21 protein-coding genes and 1 other RNA gene are annotated in these 18778 nt (G+C 65.4%); 5 read left to right on the top strand and 17 right to left on the bottom strand.

Translation table 11 applies throughout. The annotated features are described in order from the left end of the window. Window positions 1-3: 3 nt before the first annotated feature. The 17 genes from tolQ to BUB39_RS21870 form a co-directional block, all read right to left on the bottom strand. Entirely contained in the window at window positions 4-717 is a 714-nt protein-coding gene (tolQ, locus tag BUB39_RS21950) for a protein TolQ (protein WP_073058021.1), read from the bottom strand. 239 nt (window positions 718-956) lie between these two features. Further along, window positions 957-1409, bottom strand: a complete 453-nt coding sequence (gene ybgC, locus BUB39_RS21945) for a tol-pal system-associated acyl-CoA thioesterase (RefSeq protein ID WP_073058019.1) — start codon at window positions 1407-1409, stop codon at window positions 957-959. Next, complete coding sequence (ruvB, locus tag BUB39_RS21940) at window positions 1406-2440, bottom strand: Holliday junction branch migration DNA helicase RuvB (RefSeq protein WP_084527878.1); 1035 nt, start codon at window positions 2438-2440, stop codon at window positions 1406-1408. The genes ybgC and ruvB overlap by 4 nt, the downstream gene beginning before the upstream one ends. A gap of 73 nt (window positions 2441-2513) precedes the next feature. Beyond that, window positions 2514-3050 carry a hypothetical protein gene (locus BUB39_RS21935; protein WP_073058015.1) on the bottom strand — a complete coding sequence of 179 codons (537 nt, stop codon included), beginning with the start codon at window positions 3048-3050 and terminating at the stop codon, window positions 2514-2516. Beyond that, window positions 3047-3664, bottom strand: a complete 618-nt coding sequence (gene ruvA / locus BUB39_RS21930; RefSeq protein ID WP_073058013.1) for a Holliday junction branch migration protein RuvA — start codon at window positions 3662-3664, stop codon at window positions 3047-3049. Before ruvA ends, BUB39_RS21935 begins: the two co-directional genes overlap by 4 nt. 122 nt (window positions 3665-3786) lie before the next feature. Then, on the bottom strand, window positions 3787-4296 hold the full coding sequence (gene ruvC / locus BUB39_RS21925) for a crossover junction endodeoxyribonuclease RuvC (RefSeq protein ID WP_073058011.1): 510 nt from the start codon (window positions 4294-4296) through the stop codon (window positions 3787-3789). Window positions 4297-4352: 56 nt separating this feature from the next. Further along, window positions 4353-4958 (bottom strand): hypothetical protein, encoded by a 606-nt coding sequence (locus BUB39_RS21920; protein WP_084527844.1) that lies wholly within the window; start codon window positions 4956-4958, stop codon window positions 4353-4355. A gap of 102 nt (window positions 4959-5060) precedes the next feature. After that, entirely contained in the window at window positions 5061-5810 is a 750-nt protein-coding gene (locus BUB39_RS21915) for a YebC/PmpR family DNA-binding transcriptional regulator (protein ID WP_073058009.1), read from the bottom strand. Between the two features lie 97 nt (window positions 5811-5907). Continuing rightward, the gene (locus tag BUB39_RS21910) at window positions 5908-7161 is read right to left on the bottom strand and encodes a tetratricopeptide repeat protein (protein ID WP_073058007.1); all 1254 of its coding nucleotides are present in this window, start codon (window positions 7159-7161) and stop codon (window positions 5908-5910) included. Next, window positions 7158-7868: a thiamine phosphate synthase gene (locus BUB39_RS21905; RefSeq protein ID WP_084527842.1), complete on the bottom strand. Its 711-nt coding sequence runs from the start codon at window positions 7866-7868 to the stop codon at window positions 7158-7160. The genes BUB39_RS21910 and BUB39_RS21905 overlap by 4 nt, the downstream gene beginning before the upstream one ends. 88 nt (window positions 7869-7956) lie before the next feature. After that, entirely contained in the window at window positions 7957-8745 is a 789-nt protein-coding gene (locus BUB39_RS21900) for an inositol monophosphatase family protein (RefSeq protein WP_073058005.1), read from the bottom strand. A 124-nt stretch (window positions 8746-8869) separates the two neighbouring features. Further along, window positions 8870-9691, bottom strand: coding sequence for a TIGR00282 family metallophosphoesterase (locus tag BUB39_RS21895; protein ID WP_073058004.1), 822 nt, complete (start codon window positions 9689-9691; stop codon window positions 8870-8872). A gap of 27 nt (window positions 9692-9718) precedes the next feature. After that, window positions 9719-10288: a 5-formyltetrahydrofolate cyclo-ligase gene (locus tag BUB39_RS21890; protein WP_073058268.1), complete on the bottom strand. Its 570-nt coding sequence runs from the start codon at window positions 10286-10288 to the stop codon at window positions 9719-9721. Between the two features lie 41 nt (window positions 10289-10329). After that, window positions 10330-10487, bottom strand: a non-coding RNA gene (gene ssrS, locus BUB39_RS21885) — 6S RNA. Window positions 10488-10520: 33 nt separating this feature from the next. After that, entirely contained in the window at window positions 10521-11039 is a 519-nt protein-coding gene (locus BUB39_RS21880; RefSeq protein ID WP_073058003.1) for a pyridoxamine 5'-phosphate oxidase family protein, read from the bottom strand. A gap of 61 nt (window positions 11040-11100) precedes the next feature. Then, window positions 11101-11472 (bottom strand): cell division protein ZapA, encoded by a 372-nt coding sequence (locus BUB39_RS21875; protein ID WP_073058002.1) that lies wholly within the window; start codon window positions 11470-11472, stop codon window positions 11101-11103. 4 nt (window positions 11473-11476) lie between these two features. Beyond that, on the bottom strand, window positions 11477-11758 hold the full coding sequence (locus BUB39_RS21870) for a DUF4164 domain-containing protein (RefSeq protein WP_073058001.1): 282 nt from the start codon (window positions 11756-11758) through the stop codon (window positions 11477-11479). 288 nt (window positions 11759-12046) lie between these two features. On the opposite strand from BUB39_RS21870, the gene tkt reads away from it, so the two are divergent. The 5 genes from tkt (at window position 12047) to BUB39_RS21845 (ending at window position 18776) form a co-directional block, all read left to right on the top strand. After that, window positions 12047-14038, top strand: coding sequence for a transketolase (gene tkt / locus BUB39_RS21865; protein WP_073058000.1), 1992 nt, complete (start codon window positions 12047-12049; stop codon window positions 14036-14038). A 76-nt stretch (window positions 14039-14114) separates the two neighbouring features. Further along, window positions 14115-15122 (top strand): type I glyceraldehyde-3-phosphate dehydrogenase, encoded by a 1008-nt coding sequence (gene gap, locus BUB39_RS21860; RefSeq protein WP_073057999.1) that lies wholly within the window; start codon window positions 14115-14117, stop codon window positions 15120-15122. A 99-nt stretch (window positions 15123-15221) separates the two neighbouring features. Next, complete coding sequence (locus BUB39_RS21855) at window positions 15222-16418, top strand: phosphoglycerate kinase (RefSeq protein WP_073057998.1); 1197 nt, start codon at window positions 15222-15224, stop codon at window positions 16416-16418. Window positions 16419-16595: 177 nt separating this feature from the next. Then, complete coding sequence (locus tag BUB39_RS21850) at window positions 16596-17627, top strand: class I fructose-bisphosphate aldolase (RefSeq protein ID WP_073058267.1); 1032 nt, start codon at window positions 16596-16598, stop codon at window positions 17625-17627. Between the two features lie 132 nt (window positions 17628-17759). Beyond that, window positions 17760-18776, top strand: coding sequence for a flagellar motor protein MotA (locus tag BUB39_RS21845; RefSeq protein ID WP_073057997.1), 1017 nt, complete (start codon window positions 17760-17762; stop codon window positions 18774-18776). The last annotated feature ends 2 nt before the right edge of the window (window positions 18777-18778 follow it).

Genomic DNA, 18778 nt, shown 5'->3' with positions numbered 1-18778 from the left:
CGCTTAGTTCCTCTCGTCGATCTGACGCGACAGGATCGCGGAGAACTCGTCGGCAAAGCCCTCGAGACGACCAGTGATCTTGCCTGCGGAACTCGCAAGCTTGTTGTAGGCGATAACAGCGGGAATGGCCGCGATGAGGCCGAGCGCGGTCGCCATCAGCGCTTCCGCGATGCCGGGCGCCACGACGGCAAGCGACGTGTTCTTGGACGCCGCGATGGCCTGGAACGACGTCATGATACCCCAGACGGTGCCAAACAGGCCGATGAACGGCCCGGCCGAACCGACGGTCGCGAGGAAGAGCAGCCGGCTTTCGAGCCGCTCGCTTTCGCGCGCGATCGTCACGTCGAGCACGCGATCAATGCGCATCTGCAAGCCGATCGGCGAGCGCGCACCGGCCTCGAACGAGCGCTTCCACTCGCGCATCGCCGCCACGAAGAGCGCCGCCATGGCGGACGCCGGCCGGCTAGACAGGGAGCGATAGAGATCTTCCAGTGACTGGCCCGACCAGAACACCTTCTCGAACCGGTCGATCTGCCGCTTGACGCGGCCGTAGAGCAGGACCTTGTCGACGATGATCGCCCAGCTCCAGATCGAAGCGAAGCCGAGCCCCAGCATGACGCATTTGACGACGATATGCGCGTTGAGGAACAGCGTGATGAGGGACAGGCTTGCAGCAGGCGCGTCGAGTGCTGCCTGGCCCACGTCGGCCGGATTCATTCGCTTCGAACCTCTCGGGGTTGACCCTCGATGCCTCGGTGCGGACCTTGGCATTTACGAGGTCGGGACCGGCCTGATGCTGATCCCCGCCTGGAAATAATGTCCTTGCAAGCGGCGGGCCGGACGTGATTTCCCGGTGGGTGTCTCGCCTTCAAATTTGTCGAAAAGAGGGCGTTTCCAACAGGTTCTCGGCCGCTTCCGCGTCACTTCCTTATAGCGACCGCATGGTTAATCAATCCTTATCCTGGCGCCGCAGCAAATCGCTCCGCCAGTGCGTCCGGAATGCGGCACGGCCGTCCCGCTCGGTTGACCAGAACAACCGTCACGGTCGCGTCGACGAGCCGCTCGGTGCCGCGCATCACCTGCTGCGACAGGATGATTCGCGCGCCGCGAATCTCCTTCGGCCGCGTCACGACTTCGACAACGTCGTCGATCCGTGCTGGCCGGCGAAACTCGATTTCAAGCCTGTGCACGGCAAAGGCGAGCGATTCGCCCGTTTCCCCGGCATCAAGGGCCGCGTGATGAACACCGAGCAGGCGGACATATTCCGTTCGTCCCCGCTCCAGGAACCGCACATAGGAGGCGTGATAGACGACGCCGGAAAAATCGGTGTCCTCGAAATAGATGCGGACCGGCAACACATGCCCTTCCGGCGTGTGGCGGCCGGACGAAGGAAGATTGGCCTCGCTCACGGGTCGTCCTCGAAAAGCGGCAGGGGAACAGCGGGCGCGCTGGGCGCAGCGAGGCCGAGATGCGCGAAGGCATGCGGCGTCAGGACGCGGCCCCGCGGCGTCCGCTGCACCATGCCCTGCTGGATCAGATAGGGCTCGACGATCTCCTCGATCGCATCCCTCGGCTCGGCGAGAGCCGCTGCAATCGTCTCGATGCCAACCGGGCCACCGCCAAACGACATCGCGATCGTCGTCAGATAGCGCCGATCGAGCTGATCGAGACCCATCGCGTCGACTTCGAGCCGCAACAGCGCCTTGTCGGCGATCGTGCGGTCGATCACGCCTGACCCCTCGACCAGCGCAAAGTCGCGCACCCGCCGGAGCAGCCGGCTAGCGATGCGCGGCGTCCCGCGCGACCGCCGCGCGATCTCGCTGGCGCCGTCCTCGCTCATGGCAACGCCCATCAGTCGGGCCCCGCGCGAGACGATGTGTTCGAGCTCCGGCACCGTATAGAACTGCAGCCGGACCGGGATACCGAAGCGATCGCGCAGCGGTGTCGTCAGCAGCCCGAGGCGCGTCGTCGCTCCGACAAGCGTGAATTTCGCAAGTTCGATGCGCACCGACCGCGCCGCTGGCCCCTCGCCGATGATGAGATCCAGCTGATAATCCTCCATCGCCGGATAGAGGATCTCCTCGACAGCTGGCGAAAGCCGATGGATTTCATCGATGAACAGGACGTCGCGCTCTTCAAGATTGGTGAGCAGCGCCGCAAGATCGCCCGCCTTCGCGATGACCGGACCTGAGGTCGCACGGAAATTGACGCCGAGCTCGCGCGCCACGATTTGCGCGAGCGTCGTCTTGCCGAGACCCGGCGGACCGACGAAAAGCACATGATCAAGCGCATCCTTGCGCCCGCGTGCCGCCTCGATGAATACCGACAGATTGGCGCGCGCCTGCGCCTGCCCGACGAAATCGGCCAGCACTTTCGGCCGCAGCGTGCGGTCGTCGTCCTCCTGCTGCTCGGCTCCGCCCAGCAATCGGCTGTCGCTCATCATCCCTCCGGCGGCAGCAAGGCCGCGCTGATCGGCAAAGTCCCTAGCAGACCGATGATGACGCGGCCAATGGTCATCGCGTCCATCCCGCGGCAGCGGGCGCCAACGCGGCGATGCGCCAGCAGATGAGCGTGGCAACAAGGCTGCCGATCACGACCCAGCCGGCGAAAAGCGCGATGCGCGTCGCACCGAGGAATGAATGCCCATACCCGACAACAGCGACATCGGCGATGAGGCCGACGATGATCCCCGTCGCGGCCGCAAATCGCCAACTGGCTGCGCCGAACAGGATCCGCCGGACCGCGATCGCGGCGCCAGCCGCTGCCGAGGGCAACAGCAAGGCGCCGTAGATCATCAGCCAGCCGACGCGCAGCATGACCAGCATCAGTCCGGTCGCGACGATCATCGAAGTGGTCGGATCGAACGTCCGGCCGAGCGTCATGGCATCGATGGCATCGCCGGCAAAGGTCGTTACGATCACTCCCAGGAACAGTACGGCGCCCAGCACCAGCGGCGCCACCAGCACGAAGAGCGCGACGCCGACCGTGATTTGGAACAATTCGCGCCCACCTGACGGCCGGGGCTGGGCGTCGGTTGGCCCGCCGCTCACCGGGCCAATTCCTTGAGGCCGAGACGAATCAATTGCTCGGTCGTCGCGCCCTCGCCGGCGTTGCGCGCCGCGGCAGCGACCGCTGTACTCGCCTGAACCTGCGGATAACCGAGATTGACGAGCGCTGAGACCGCATCCGCGATTGGCTGCGGTGCCCGCTTCTCGACGAGTTCGGCCTGCAGCGCGATCGCGGCCGGGTCAGCCGTCGAATAGGCCGGCGCCTTGTCCTTCAGTTCCGCCACGACTCGGGCCGCCACTTTCGGACCAACGCCCGGCGCCCGCGCAATCTGTGCCTTGTCAGACATCGCGATCGCCGTGGCGAGGTCGCCCGGCTTCAGCACACCGAGGATCGCCAGCGCCACCTTGGCCCCGATGCCTTGTACGGTCATCAGGAGGCGGAACCACTCGCGCTCGATATCACCGGCGAAGCCATAGAGACGGATCATGTCTTCGCGGACATAGGTCTCGATCGCAAGTTGCGCCGCCTCGCCCGGCGCGGGCAATCCCTGAAGCGTGCGCGAGGAGCAGTGCACCTGATAGCCGACGCCGCCGACATCCAGGATGACCCAATCCTCCCCGAAGGAATCGACGATGCCCTTGAGCTTGCCGATCATGTGCTGTCGTCCCCGATGGAGTTGTTCTGCACCGCTGACCTATAGGCGGCCGGCAACCGGCCTTCAGCGGCGATCCGGCCCATGACACGAGGCAGGTTGCGCAATGCTGTCACAAGCCGCCCTCAACCTACCAGCGCCTTCATCCGCGCCAGCGAGACACGGTGATGGGCGTGACAGATTGCGACCGCAAGCGCGTCGGCGGCATCGTCTGAATCGAAGTCCGCTTTCGGGAGCAGTACACCGACCATCATGCGGATCTGAGCCTTCTCGGCGTGACCAGCACCCACAACCGTCTTCTTGACCGAATTCGGCGAATATTCGGCGACCGAGATGCCCGCCAGCGCCGGCACCAGCAACGCGATGCCGCGCGCCTGGCCGAGCTTCAGCGTGCCGGCCGGATCCTTGTTGACGAAAGTCTGCTCGACCGCCGCCTCGTCGGGCTGGAAGGCCGCGACGATCTTGGTCAGCCCCTCATGCAGCGCCACGAGCCGATGCGCCATCTCGCCATCGAGAGTCGCGCGGACCGTGCCTGCGGCAACATAGGAAAGTGTATTGCCGCGGCACTCGATCAGGCCCCAGCCTGTACGTCGCAAACCGGGGTCGATGCCCAATATTCGAATCACTGCCGCCATCCTCCAGAATTAGCCGAAGATGGCGCGGCAAAGAAGAACGTTCGGTGAACGTCTGCTCAGAGTGGCGGCACGCCATCCTTCTCCGCCTGGATCGCGCGCGCGGTCAGCGCGCCGTCGCCCTGCGGATTGACCATCACGGCGACAAGCGCGCCGGGCTTCACGAGCGCCATGTCGCCGGGGATGATGGCGACGATGCGGGTGTCGGGTCCGACCTCGATCGCCTGCTCGCCGCCCGGATAGGTCAGCCGCAGCGTCGAACCCGACGGATCCGCCTTGACGGTGGCGACGGTCGCGTTGGTCATGGTCTGGCTGGGTCCGGCCATCGGATGATGACCCTCACCGACACCGCGCATCGTTTCGGAGAAGATGTGCACTTCCTGCGCATGCAGCTTGCCGTCCGCCCCGGCGACGGCGGCAGAGCCGACATAATCGCCGGCCTTGATGTCGGAGAGCTTGCTGTTCGCCAGCGCCGTCACCGAGAGATGCGGCGGAAGATGAATGGTGGTCTCCGTGCCGTCTGCCTGCTTGACGGTCAAGAGATCGCCGGTGAGCGTCTCGACCGTCCCGCGGATACGGGTTGGCGGCGAGGCTGCCAATGCCGATGTCGCCGCGACGAGCGCGGCACCGAAAACGAAGCGTTGGAAAAATACAGGCGCGCGCATGGTTGTTGTTCCGGACTGAGGCCCCGCCGGACAATCTAGCCCAACGGGACGCTCCAAACCGAAGCGCGCGAAAATGTGTTGGCGGCGTGAGCCGCAGGCGGATCAGGCGGCCGTCAGCTTCTGCAGCACTTCGTCCGAGACTTCGAAATTGGTGTAGACGGCCTGGACGTCGTCGTCGTCGTCGAGCTGGTCGATCAGCTTCAGCAGCGACGCCGCCTTCTCTTCGTCGACCGGAACGAGATTCTGCGGCTTCCAGACGGCCTTGACCGACTCGGCCTCGCCGATTGTCTCTTCGAGTGCCTTTGCGACATCGCCCATCGCCTCGAAGGCGGCGATCACGACATGGCCTTCCTCGCCGCTCTCGACATCGTCGGCGCCGGCCTCGATCGCCGCCTCCATGATCGCGTCGGGCGTGCCGGCCTCGGGCTTGAAGGTAATCTGACCAACGTGATCGAACATGAACGAGACCGCGCCGGTCTCGCCGAGCGCGCCGCCGGCGCGCGTGAAATAGGAGCGGACGGCGCTGGCGGTGCGGTTGCGGTTGTCGGTCAGCGCCTCGACCACGACCGCGACACCGCCGGGGCCGTAGCCCTCGTAGCGGATCTCGTCATAGTTCTCGCCGTCATTGCCGAGCGCCTTCTTGATGGCGCGATCGACATTGTCCTTCGGCATATTTTCGGCGCGCGCGTTCTGGATGGCGAGGCGCAGGCGCGCATTCATCTTCGGATCCGGCAGGCCGAGCTTGGCGGCCACGGTGATTTCGCGAGCCAGTTTGGCGAACAGCTTGGAGCGCTTGGCGTCGGCTGCGCCCTTGCGGTGCATGATGTTCTTGAATTGTGAATGGCCGGCCATCGTCCGTCGTCCTGTCAGCTGCGGCGCGGCAGCCCCGCGCTCGTCGTTCGATGGCCGCTTATAGGGGCTGGGCCACCCGAAATAAAGCCGGCGACGCTTAGCCCGGCGGCGGCTTAGCCACGGTCACGGGCGGCTTGAGCCCGGGCGGGGGCAATTCATCAGCCGGAGCCGGACCGGTCATGACGGGTTTTGCGATGCGATCATCATGCTTCAGCACCTGCGCCCCGACGGGCGAAGCGACGCTGCCGGGCGGCCAATTCGCAGCCGCATCCTTGGCTTTCTTCTGATCGGCATCGGGCAGGCGGCCGATGAAATCGTCCAGCCACGTGTCCTTCGCGCCCGCCTTGGCAGCGATGAGGTGCCACTTGGCCGCCTCGATCCGATCCTGCGGCACGCCGGCGCCGATCGCCAGCATGCGGGCATAGCGATTCTGGCCGATGGGATTGCCGCCCTCAGCCGCACGCTTGAACCATATCGCGGCGGCCGCCTCGTCCTTGGCAATACCGGTGCCATTGAAGACACGGATGCCATATTCGACTTCCGCATCGGCATGGCCGGCCTTTGCAGCCTTGCCGAGCCACATCGTGGCGATCGCATCGTCGAGAATAACCCCGTCGCCGGCCGCATAGAGCTCGCCAAGTCCATATTGCGCATCGGCGCTGCCCTGCGCCGCCGCCCTGCCGAAGAGATCGGCGGCCTTTAGCGGATCGCGAGGCCTCACCTCCCCTTCGAGATAGAGCAGACCGAGATTATAGAGCGCGGCGCGGTCGTTCCACGCGGCGGCCTGCTCGAAAGCGTCGGCTGCCTTGGCCTTGTCCTTATTGACGCCCTTGCCGTCTAGATAGAGCAGGCCAAGCGAAAGTTGCGCCGCGGGATCGCCGCCGAGCGCGGCCTGCTGATACCAGGCTGCCGCCGCGCGGTCGCTCTGCTTGACGCCGAGACCATCCTGGTAGATGCGCCCGACAAGCGTCTGCGCAGCAGGGTCGCCGACCTTGGCCCGTTCGAGTGCCAGCTTGAATGCCGTGAGATAGAGGCCACGCTGGAAGGCGCCAAAGGCGGGGTCGCCGACATCGGCATCGAGGCCGCGCCCTGAACGCAGATATTGATCGGCGGAGGGCAGCACACCGGCATCCGGCGGCGGCACGCCGAGCATCGGATCCGGCGGCGGCTCAAACAATTCGACCTTGCCGTCCGGTTGCGCCGCTTGGCCGGTTTGGCCCGCAGTCGGGGCTGTGGTGCCGGCAGCGGCATCGCTTGCCGGCTTAGGCTCGGGCTTAGGCGGCGCCGCATCGGCCGCGACCGGCAGAACGATGCCGAGCGCAAGCGCAGCGGCAAGGGCCGCGAGCCTCATATTGCCCCCTCGGGTTGGGCAGCGAGGACGAGCCGAGCCGCAGCTTCGACGGCGGCGGCCGGGCCCTCGGGGTGATCCCAGACGGCGGCGCGAAGCGCGATGAATTCGATACGCGCGGCGGCCGCCTCAGCGATGCAATCGAGGCTCGTGCCGCCCATGACGACTGCTGGGATTTCGAAGAGCGCGGACCACCAGGCGGCGAGATCGAGCGTTTTGTCGTGGATCGTGGCGCTGTCATCGCCATCGAACCGCCCGAAGAACAGGTAGTCGCATTCGGTCTCGGCGAGCAGCATCGCTTCATGGCGACTGTGGATGTCGCCGCTGCCGACGATCCGGTCCGGGCGCCATTGATCGACGGCGCGGCGCAAATCGGCGATTCCGCCTGTCACATGCAGACCGTCGGCACCCGCCCGCACGACGAGGTCGCTATCCGTGAGGATCGCAGCGGCACCATTCGCCTGCGCGATCGGGACGAGTTTCTCGACAGCGGCCAGACGGAGATCCGGTGCCAACCCCTCCGTCGCAATGATCAGCGAGGCGACTGCACCGGATGCCAGCGCGGCATCCAACAGAGGCGCGAAACTCGCGAGGTCGAAAACGGGCGGCGTGATCAGGCAGAGCCGCGCGAAGGGCGGATCAAGCGCCGCACCCTTCTTCTTCTTCGACGATGTCTGCGGGCTGCTGCCGGTCTTTGTGGATTTGGCCATGCTTCGGCTTCTCGGAAAAACCGCCGGACTTCGGCACAGCCTTATGGCGAAAACGGGACGGGGCGCGGAAGCGCCCGGCCCGCCGCCCTCAGGCCCGTGCCAGCGTCGCGAGCAGTTTGCGGTGAATGGTTTCGTTGCCGGCGCAGACGTCGCCGCTCTGCATCATGGTATCGCCGCCCTGCAAATCGCTGACGAAACCACCGGCCTCGCGCACCATCAGCATACCGGCCGCGATATCCCAAGGCTTCAGGCCGTCTTCCCAGAATCCGTCGAACCGGCCAGAGGCGACCCAGGCGAGATCGAGCGCGGCAGCGCCGTTGCGGCGCACCCCCGACGTTTCCAGCATCACATGACCGAGCTTCTGCAGATAGGTCGCATGGCCGGGCTTGCCGAGATGCGGAATGCCGGTTGCGATCACGCAGTCGGGCAGCGCATTGCGCTTGGCGACGCGCATGCGGCGGTCGTTGACGAAGGCGCCGCCGCCACGCTCGGCGACATAGAGTTCGTCCATGACCGGATTGAAGATCACGCCGGCGACGATCTGGCCTTCACGCTCCAGCGCGATCGAGATGGCGAAGATCGGAATGCCGTGCAGGAAATTCGTTGTGCCGTCGAGCGGATCGATGATCCAGCGGTGAGCCCGGTCGGTGCCCTCGATCTCGGCCGATTCCTCGGCAAGGAAGCCATAGCCGGGCCGTGCCTTCGAAAGCTCCTCGACGAGCGTCCGCTCGGCCTTCTTGTCGGCGGCCGAAACGAAATCTCCCGGTCCTTTCAGCGAGACCTGCAGGTTTTCCACCTCGCCGAAGTCGCGGGCAAGCGTCCGGCCGGCCTTCATCGCGGCGGCGACCATGACATTCAAGAGGGCCGAACGGGCCATGACGGAACTCCTGTTGCGCCATGCCGAGGGAGCGGTCGCTCCCGTCGAGGCCGGGCGAAGACGAATGACGGGTGGGCGCTTCTCCGATCACGGAATGGCGCCGGCCGTCAACCCCAGAACGGTTTCAGGCCCAGAACGGCGGCAGTCGCTGCTCGAGCACGCCGCCGATGGCAAGCGGCGCCACGGCCTTCGCAAGACCCGTCGCCTCGTCGATCTCCACGGCGATGCCGCAGAGCGTCCCCTCCCCGCTGGCCGGCGAGAACCGGCCCGAGGGAATCTTGGTCAGGAAGCGCCGCACCGGCTCCTCCTTCTCCATCCCCAGCACGGAATCGTAGTCGCCGCACATGCCGGCATCCGACTGGTAGGCGGTGCCGCCTGGCAGGATGCGATGGTCGGCCGTCGGCACGTGGGTATGCGTTCCGACGACGAGACTGACACGCCCATCAAGGTGATGGGCTGCCGCCTGCTTCTCGCTCGTGGCTTCTGCGTGGAAGTCGATCACGATGGCGTCGGCCTGCTCGCCGAGCGGACAGGCGGCGACCTCGCGATCGAGCGCCGCGAAAGGATCGTCGAGCGCATCCATGAAGACGCGGCCCATCACATTGACCACAAGGACGCGCGCGCCGTTGCGGGCGACGAAGAGATTGGCGCCCCGCCCGGGCGTGCCCACCGGAAAATTCACAGGCCGCAGAAAGCGTGGCTGCCGCTCGGCGAAGACAAGCGCCTCGCGCTGGTCGAAGGCATGGTTGCCGGTCGTGATGACATCAGCGCCGGCGTCGAGCACATCCTGCACGATCTCCTCGGTGATGCCGAAGCCGCCGGCAGCGTTTTCGCCATTGATGATGACGAAATCGAGCCTGTGGCGGTCGACGAGGCCGGGAAGCTGGCTGGACACGACCGCCCGTCCGGGCCGCCCAACAATGTCGCCGAGGAAAAGCAGACGCACGGTTGATCCCCAAAAAGGTCTGCGCCGTCAGGCGCACTGCACCGCGATCAGCTCTTCCTCCGTGACGATGAAATCGAGGGGAATGTCATGCGGCTCGAAAGGAACCTTTTCGACCTCCTGCGCCGCGAAGGCAAGGCCGATGAGCAGCGGCTTGTGCCCGTCAGCCCGCAGTCCGTCGATCGCGCGGTCGTAGTGCCCCTGCCCATAGCCGATCCTGTGGAGCCGCCGGTCGAAGGCGGCGAGCGGCATGACGAGGATGTCCGGGATCACGGATGGCGCCGCCGGCGAAGGGCCCGATGTACCGAACCCGGCCGGGATAAGTGGATCGCCATGATGCCAGCGGCGGAACAGCAGCCCTGCCGGCGTGGTGACGGGAAGGGCCAGTTCGACACCCCGCGCCGCGGCAATCGACATCAGCGGCCGCGGATCGGCTTCACTTCGGATAGGAAAATAACCGGAGAGGACGCGGCCGCGGAGATCGACGAGAAGCGGCTTGGCGTGTTCGGCGGCCGCCATCGCATGGGCGGCACGGGCGGCCGGCGAAATCGCATCGCGCCGAGCGAGGGTCGCGGCTCGAAGCTCTGACTTCTCGGACAAGGCGGAACCGGTCTCGAACGTCTGAAATGAAAAGGAAAGGTGGCGACCCACGATGGGCCGATGGATTGATCGATCCCGGGAACCTACAGCGTAGGTGGGCGCCGTGTACCCTAGCCCAGGGGCCAGGACAGGGACAGCTCCCTTTTGGATCGATAAGGCCCCGGGGAATTAGACATCCTGTCGGGCCGCGCAGCATCGCCACCGCCAATATAGGCGACCATGCCGCCGCCTCCTAGGAAAAATCCACCGTGCCATGCTCGCCTTCGCCATCTGGACGCTCATCGGTCCACATCGCCTTGGCATAGCCGTAGAGGCTCACCATCGCGGAGGACGGGGCATCCCAGTATTCGGCTTCCTCGATATCGACACGGATGAGCGCGAGATGGGGATCGTCAGGCCCACCTGAGAACCAGGGGCGCGCTGCCTCCGACCACAGGGCGCGCACCTTCGCCGGCTCGCGGGAGATCGATGCCATGCCGGAGATCGAGACATAGCGGCCCGCCGCTTCGTCGGAATAAGCGAGCAACACCGTCGGCTCCTGCTCCAGCTCCTCGATCTTGCCCGAACGGGCATCCGTGAGAAACCACAGGGCACCATCAAGCGGTTCCTTGCCGGTCGCCATCGGCCTTGCGTGCCAGCGGCCGTGCGCGCCGAGATTGGCCATCATCGCGATATGCGCATCCGCGACCAGCGCGAACACTTTCGCGCGCGCCTCTGGGCCAGTCTTCACGGAAGGGTCTGTCTCGGACATCGGCGTCTCCTCGAACCGCAATTCGAAGTGAACGGCCCGGCCGGATGGCGGTTCCCTGCCCTCAGCCCTGGCGACGCTGCGCGATCATCCGGTCGGCGAATCCTTCGATCCGGACGGCTGCCTGGTCGATGGCGCGCGCAAAGCCTGCTTCCGCCTCTTCATACCGGGCGATGACGGCCGACTTGGTCTCGTTGATGCCGGCGAGCTCGGCTTCCAGGCGGCGGATGCGCCGATGCGCCTCCGTGAGTTCATCCCCCATCGTCAGCGCCGCCATCACCGTGAGCCGCTGATCGCCAATCTCGCCGAAGCTGCCGCGCAGGCGATCGATGACCACATTCAGGCGATCCGCCAGCCCCTCGAGGTGCGCCTCCTGCCCGTCGTCGCAGGCCATGCGGTAGATCTTGCCATTGATGGTGACGTTGACCTGCGGCATGGGCTTACGCTCCGTTGCGATCGAGGACGGACCTGATCGTTTCCATCGCTGCGACGAGCCGCCGCGATACGTCCTGATTCGCCTCCTCGATCCGGTCGGAGCGCGCCTCTGCCACGTCGAGCGACTGCGCGAGGCGCGAACGGTCGAGGCTGATACGCTGCAATTCGGCTTCGAGTTCCTCGAGCCTGTGCCCGGAATCCAGCCGTCCGTCGACCGCACCCTCCAACGCATCCAGCGCAGCCGTGAGACGTCTCAACGCATTCTCGATAGGAGACGTACCTTGCATGTCTGCCTCGCCCCCTCTGGCCCGGTGTCGAAGCCGTGTCGGTTGATTCTAGGCAGGGCTGGAACCGAGCGTCAATGGCACGTCGCCGGCAAAGGAAAACGCCATGAAGCGCGCGGAATCGAAGCCGGCGCCCCGGCATCGCGCGCGATTGACTCGACTCCCTGACCTGTTATTTGTCGCTTCGACCTTTCCCGACGGTCGCTGCGGCCGGGTATCGATCCGAACGACAACGAGGCCGGGCGCGGCGATGCGATCAGCTCCGCCCCCATTCGAAGCGAAGAGCAAATCATGATTGATCCCCAACTTGAAACGCGCATGGCCAACGCCATCCGCGCGCTCGCCATGGATTCCGTCGAGAAGGCGAAGTCTGGCCATCCCGGCATGCCGATGGGCATGGCCGATGTGGCGACCGTGCTCTTCACACGCTTCCTGAAATTTGACGTCGCGCAGCCGCATTGGCCCGATCGTGACCGTTTCATTTTGTCGGCCGGCCACGGTTCGATGCTGCTCTATTCCATCCTCGAGCTGCTCGGATCGAGCGTCGTGACGATGGACGAACTGAAGCAGTTCCGTCAGCTCCATTCCAAGACCCCGGGCCACCCCGAGAACTTCCACACCACAGGCATCGAGACCACCACCGGTCCTCTCGGCCAGGGTCTCGCCATGTCGGTCGGCTTCGCGCTGGCCGAGCGCATGCTCGCCGCCGAATTCGGCGAGGATATCGTCGACCACCACACTTATGTCATCGCCGGTGACGGTTGCCTCATGGAAGGCGTCAGCCACGAGGCGATCGACCTCGCGGGCCACCTGAAGCTCAACAAGCTGATCGTCCTCTGGGACGACAACCGCATCACCATCGACGGTCATACCGACCTTTCGACCTCGATTGACCAGGTCGCGCGCTTCAAGGCGTCGGGCTGGAATGCCGAGCATGTCGACGGCTTCGACCGCGAGGCCGTTGCCGCGGCGATCGAGCGCGCCAAGGCGTCCGACAAGCCTTCGATGATCGCCTGCAAGACCATTATCGGCTACGGCGCCCCGACCAAGGCCGACAGCCACGCTTCGCACGGCTCCGCGCTTGGCGCGACCGAGATCGCCGGCGCCCGCGAGGCGCTGCACTGGCCCTATCCGGCGTTTGAGATTCCGGACGACGTTTCGAGCGCCTGGCACGACACCGCCAAGCGCTGGATCGCCGATCGCGAAGCCTGGGAGGCGCGCTTCGCCGCTCGCGAGCACAACGTCAAATCCGAGTTCAAGCGCCGCTTCGCCAATATCCTGCCCGGCAATTTCGAGGCGGCGGTCGAGGCCTACAAGCGCAGCCTTTCCGATACCAAGCCGAAGGTCGCCACCCGCAAGTCCTCGGAGATGGCGCTCGACATGCTGACCGCCATCGTTCCGGAATTGGTCGGCGGATCGGCGGACCTCACCGGCTCGAACCTGACGCGCGGCAAGCCGCAGCGTCCGCTAACGCCCGACGATTATTCCGGCCGCTACATCCATTACGGCATCCGCGAATTCGGCATGTCGGCGGCGATGAACGGCATCGCGCAGCATGGTGGCTTCGCGCCCTATGGCGGCACGTTCCTCGTGTTCTCCGATTATGCCCGCCCGGCGATCCGCCTTTCGGCGCTCACCGGCGCGCCGGTCATCTATGTGATGACGCATGATTCGATCGGCCTCGGCGAGGACGGCCCGACCCACCAGCCGGTCGAGCATCTCGCCGCACTCCGCGCCATCCCGCAACTCAACGTCTTCCGCCCCGCGGACGCCGTCGAGGTTGCCGAAGCCTGGCAGATCGCGCTCGAGAGCCGACACAATCCTTCGCTGCTCGCCCTTTCGCGCCAGAACCTTCCGGTGCTGCGCGTCCAGCATTCGTCGGAGAACAAGTCGGCCCGCGGCGCCTATCTGATCGATGGGCCCGAGACCGCCGACGTGACGCTGTTCGCCACCGGCTCGGAAGTCGAGATCGCGGTCAACGCCAAGGCGAAGATCGAGGCCGCTGGCCGCACGGCCCGCGTCGTCTCGGTCCCCTGCTTCGAGCTGTTCTTCAAGCAGGACGAGGCGTACCAAGCAGCGACGATCGGCAATTCGAAGGTCAAGGTCGCCGTCGAGGCCGCCATCCGCCAGGGCTGGGACGCCTTCATCGGCAATGACGGCATCTTCATCGGCATGAGCACCTTCGGCGCCAGCGCGCCGATCGAGGCGCTCTATCCCTATTTCGGAATCACGGCCGATGCGGCGGCCGATGCGGCTTTGAAGCGGCTCGATTCGAACACGTGAATGACGGAGCGGCCGGGCACGCGTCCCGGCCGACCATGACAACGACGGCGCGATGCGCCTCTTCAGGAGACCAGATATGGCGGTGCGGGTTGCTATCAACGGGTTTGGCCGGATCGGGCGCAACATCCTGCGCGCGATCGTTGAATCGGGCCGCACGGACATCGAGGTCGTCTCGGTCAACGATCTCGGCCCGGTCGAGACCAATGCGCACCTGCTTCGCTTCGATTCGGTGCATGGCCGCTTTCCGAAGGATGTGAGGGTCGAGGGCGACAGCATCGTCGTCGACGGCAAGCCGATCCGCGTCACCGCCATTAAGGACCCGGCGACGCTGCCGCATGGCGAGCTCGGCGTCGATATCGCGCTGGAGTGCACGGGTATCTTCACCTCGCGCGACAAGGCGGCGGCGCACCTGACCGCTGGCGCCAAGCGCGTCATCGTCTCGGCCCCCGCCGACCATGCCGATTACACCGCCGTCTTCGGTGTCAATCATGACGGCCTGACCAAGGACCACCTTGTCATCTCGAACGGTTCCTGCACGACAAACTGCCTGGCGCCGGTCGCCAAGGTGCTGCAGGACCTCGTCGGCATCCATCACGGCTACATGACGACGGTGCATTCCTACACCGGCGACCAGCCGACTCTGGATACGATGCACAAGGATCTCTATCGCGGCCGCGCCGCAGCGCTCTCCTCGATCCCGACCTCGACCGGCGCCGCCAAGGCGATCGGCCTCGTCATTCCCTCCCTGAAGGGCAAGCTCGACGGCAGCGCTATCCGTATTCCGACGCCGAATGTCTCGCTGATCGACCTGACCTTCGTCGCCGACCGCGCCACGACCAAGGAAGAGATCAACGCCGCCATGGTCGCCGCTGCGAACGGCCCGCTGAAGGGCATTCTCGCGGTGACGGACCAGCCGAACGTCTCGCATGACTTCAACCACGACCCGCATTCGGCCACCTTCCATCTCGACCAGACCAAGGTGATCGACGGCACGTTTGTTCGTGTGCTCGCCTGGTACGACAATGAATGGGGTTTCTCGAACCGCATGGCCGACATGTCGGTCGCCCTCGCCAAGACGATCTGATCATCACGTCGGTCTGAGCGTATTGGCGAACAGAAGCCACCGATGAAGATCGGGTCCGGGCATGGTCCGGACCCGCAGCAATCCACGAGGACACGCAGCATGACCGCCTTCCGAACCCTCGATTCCGCCGAAGTGAAGGGCAAGCGCGTCCTGATCCGTGTTGATCTCAACGTGCCGATGAACGACCGCGTCGTCACCGACGACACGCGCATCCGCGCCATTCTGCCGACGGTCAACGAGGTGACGAAGAAGGGCGGCAAGGCGATCCTGCTTGCCCATTTCGGCCGGCCGAAGGGCGAGCGCGTCCCCGACATGTCGCTCGCGCCCGTCGTTCCCGTGTTGCAGACGCTGCTCGGCAAGCCGGTTGCCTTCGCCAATGACTGCATCGGCAACGACGCAGCCTCGGCGATCGCGCGGATGTCGGACGGCGATGTTCTGCTCCTGGAAAACACCCGCTTTCACAAGGGCGAGGAAAAGAACGACCCGATCTTCGTTTCGGCCCTGGCCGAGCTCGGCGACATCTATGTCGACGACGCCTTCTCGGCCGCGCACCGCGCCCATGCCTCGACCGAAGGCATCGCGCGCCAGCTTCCGGCCTTTGCCGGCCGCTCGATGCAGTCGGAACTGGAAGCGCTTGAGAAGGCGCTGACCGCGCCGCGCCGCCCGGTGATCGCTGTCGTCGGCGGCGCCAAGGTTTCGTCCAAGATCGAGTTGCTCAACAATCTGGTGACCAAGGTCGACGCGCTGGTGATCGGCGGCGGCATGGCGAATACCTTCCTGAACGCCCAAGGCTACAATGTCGGCAAGTCGCTTTGCGAGCATGAGCTTGCCGATACCGCGCGTCGCATCCTCGCTACGGCCGCCGACAGCGGCTGCGCCATCATCCTGCCGGTCGACGCCGTGGTCGCCTGGCGCTTCGAGGCTCGGGCGCCGAGCCAAGCCTATGCAGTCGATTCAATTCCGGCCGACGCGATGATCCTCGATATCGGCCCGCATTCGATCGAGCGCGTCAAGTCGGCGATCGACGACGCCGCGACGCTGGTCTGGAACGGACCGCTCGGGGCCTTCGAGATGGAGCCGTTCGACCGCGGCACGCTGGCGGCGGCGCAACATGCAGCGGCGCGGACACGCGACGGCCACCTGCTTTCGGTCGCCGGCGGCGGCGACACGGTCGCCGCGTTGAATGCAGCCGGCGCGGCAGATGACTTCAGCTATATCTCGACAGCGGGCGGCGCGTTCCTTGAATGGCTTGAGGGTAAGCAACTGCCGGGCGTCGAGGTTCTCCGGCGCGGATGATGCGAAGATCGTGATCTTTTGAGGGCCGCGCGATCCTCCTGATTGACGCCCTCTTCATCCTGGCGGAACGTTCTCTTCTTCGGGTTTTATTTTGCGATGCAAAATCAAAACCCGCACGGTATGCAGGGTTTGCGGGTCGGATCGGCCGATCCCCGCTTCGACAAGAGATCGATACGCATGAGCGAGAGCTTGCAGGACATTGCCCGCCGCCTGGTTGTGCCACACAAGGGAATCCTTGCTGCCGACGAGAGCTCTGGCACGATCAAGAAGCGGTTCGACACGATCAATCTGACCTCGACGGTCGAGAGCCGGCGCGACTACCGCGAGATGTTGTTCAGCGCCAAGAAGGCGATGCACGACCACATCTCCGGCGTCATCCTCTTCGACGAGACGATCCGCCAGTCGGCCAAGGATGGCACGCCCCTCGTCAAGCTGATCGAGGACGCCGGCTCCATTCCCGGCATCAAGGTCGATGCCGGCGCGATCCCGATGGTCGGCTTCCCGGGCGAGACGATCACCGAAGGGCTCGACGGCCTGGGCAAGCGGCTGGCCGAGTATCGCGGCCTCGGCGCACGCTTCGCGAAGTGGCGGGCAGCGATCGCCATCTCCAAGGTCCTTCCGACTGCCGGCGCGACCTATGCGAACGCCCATGCCCTCGCTCGCTACGCTGCGCTCTGCCAGTCGGAAGGCATCGTGCCGATCGTTGAGCCGGAAGTGCTGATGGACGGCGTCGAGGCGACGCACGACATCGAGCGCTGCCAGGCCGTGACGCAGGAAGTGCTGCGCGTCGTCTTCGAGGAGTTGGTGCGTCTCCGCGTCGATCTCACCGGCATGATCCTCAAGCCGAACATGGTCGTCCCCGGCAAGGACAGCGGTCAGGTCGTCAGCGCGCAGGAGATCGCCGAGCGCACGGTCGCGGTGTTCCATGCAAGCGTTCCGACCACGGTGCCGGGCATCGCGTTCCTGTCCGGCGGCCAGTCGGATGAGGAAGCGACGGCCAATCTCTCGGCCATCAACCAGATCAAGGGCCTGCCCTGGCCGATCACCTTCTCCTTCGGCCGCGCGCTGCAGGCGGCGGCAATCCAGGCCTGGGGCGGCAAGGCGGAGAATGTCGCGGCCGGTCAGCGCGCCTTCCTGCATCGCTGCGAGATGAACGGTCTTGCGACGGTCGGCGAATGGACCGACGCCAAGGAAAAGCAGGCGGCCTGACCGATCGCGCCACCGCTGCGAGGCTCGGCCGGGCGGCTAGATCGCCCGGCTGTCCAAAAGTCTTCCTAATTTCGGCCAAATCACGCTACAGGAGTGAGGTACACCTCCCCTTTGAGACGGCCGGCCCGACCGATGGCACGAGACTTCGATCCCTACAGGCTTGCGAGCCCCCAGGTCTATCTCTGGCGGATGATCATCTTCCTGATCATCGCCGGCTTCGTCGCCCTCATCCTCTATCGCCAGGCCTATGCCTCCTTCCTCGCCAATCCGGCACTGAACGGCGTCATCCTTGCGGTGCTGGCGATCGGCATCATGCTGGCCTTCCGCCAGGTGATCCGAATCTTCCCGGAAATCCGCTGGGTCAACTCGTTCCGGACCTCGGACCGCTCGGCCGAGATGGAGCGCATGCCCGTTCTGCTCGCGCCCATGGCCGCGATCCTCGGCGACCGCATCGGCCGCATGTCGATCTCGACCCAGACGATGCGATCGGTGCTGGATTCGATCCTGATGCGCCTTGATGAGGACCGCGACACCTCGCGCTACCTCACCGGCCTCCTGATCTTCCTCGGCCTGCTCGGCACGTTCTGGGGCCTGCTGCAGACCGTGAGCGCCGTTGCCGACGCCATCGGCTCGCTGAATGTCGGCACAGGCGACAGCGCCGTCATCTTCGAGGATCTGAAGGCCGGCCTGCAGAGCCCGCTGGCCGGCATGGGCACGGCTTTCTCGTCCTCGCTGTTCGGCCTTTCGGGCTCGCTGATCCTTGGTTTTCTCGATCTCCAGGCCGGCCAGGCCCAGAACAAGTTCTACACCGAGCTTGAAGACTGGCTGGCGACGGTCACCGACCTCGATCCGACGATGCTGGATGTGACCGATCGCGCCGCTTCTGGCGATGATCTCCGCCTTGCCGTCGAACGGCTGACACTTGCCCTCCAGGAAGGCGGCGGCGCCGGGGCGCCAGCCTCCTCGCAGCGCGCGACCGCTGCCATGGCCAATCTGGCCGAAGGCATTCAGGGTCTCGTCCAGCACATGCGCAGCGAGCAGCAGGTCGTGCGCGGCTGGGTTGAGCAGCAGGCTGACCAGCAGCGCGACATCCAGCAATTGCTCGAAGTCATCGCCCGCGCGCTGAAACAACCGACGCCGGGAGAATAGAC

This window comes from Kaistia soli DSM 19436 (assembly GCF_900129325.1).
Classification (GTDB): Bacteria; Pseudomonadota; Alphaproteobacteria; order Rhizobiales; family Kaistiaceae; genus Kaistia; species Kaistia soli.
Note: the sequence above shows the minus strand (reverse complement) of the source record. Positions and strands in the feature narration are given on the sequence as shown.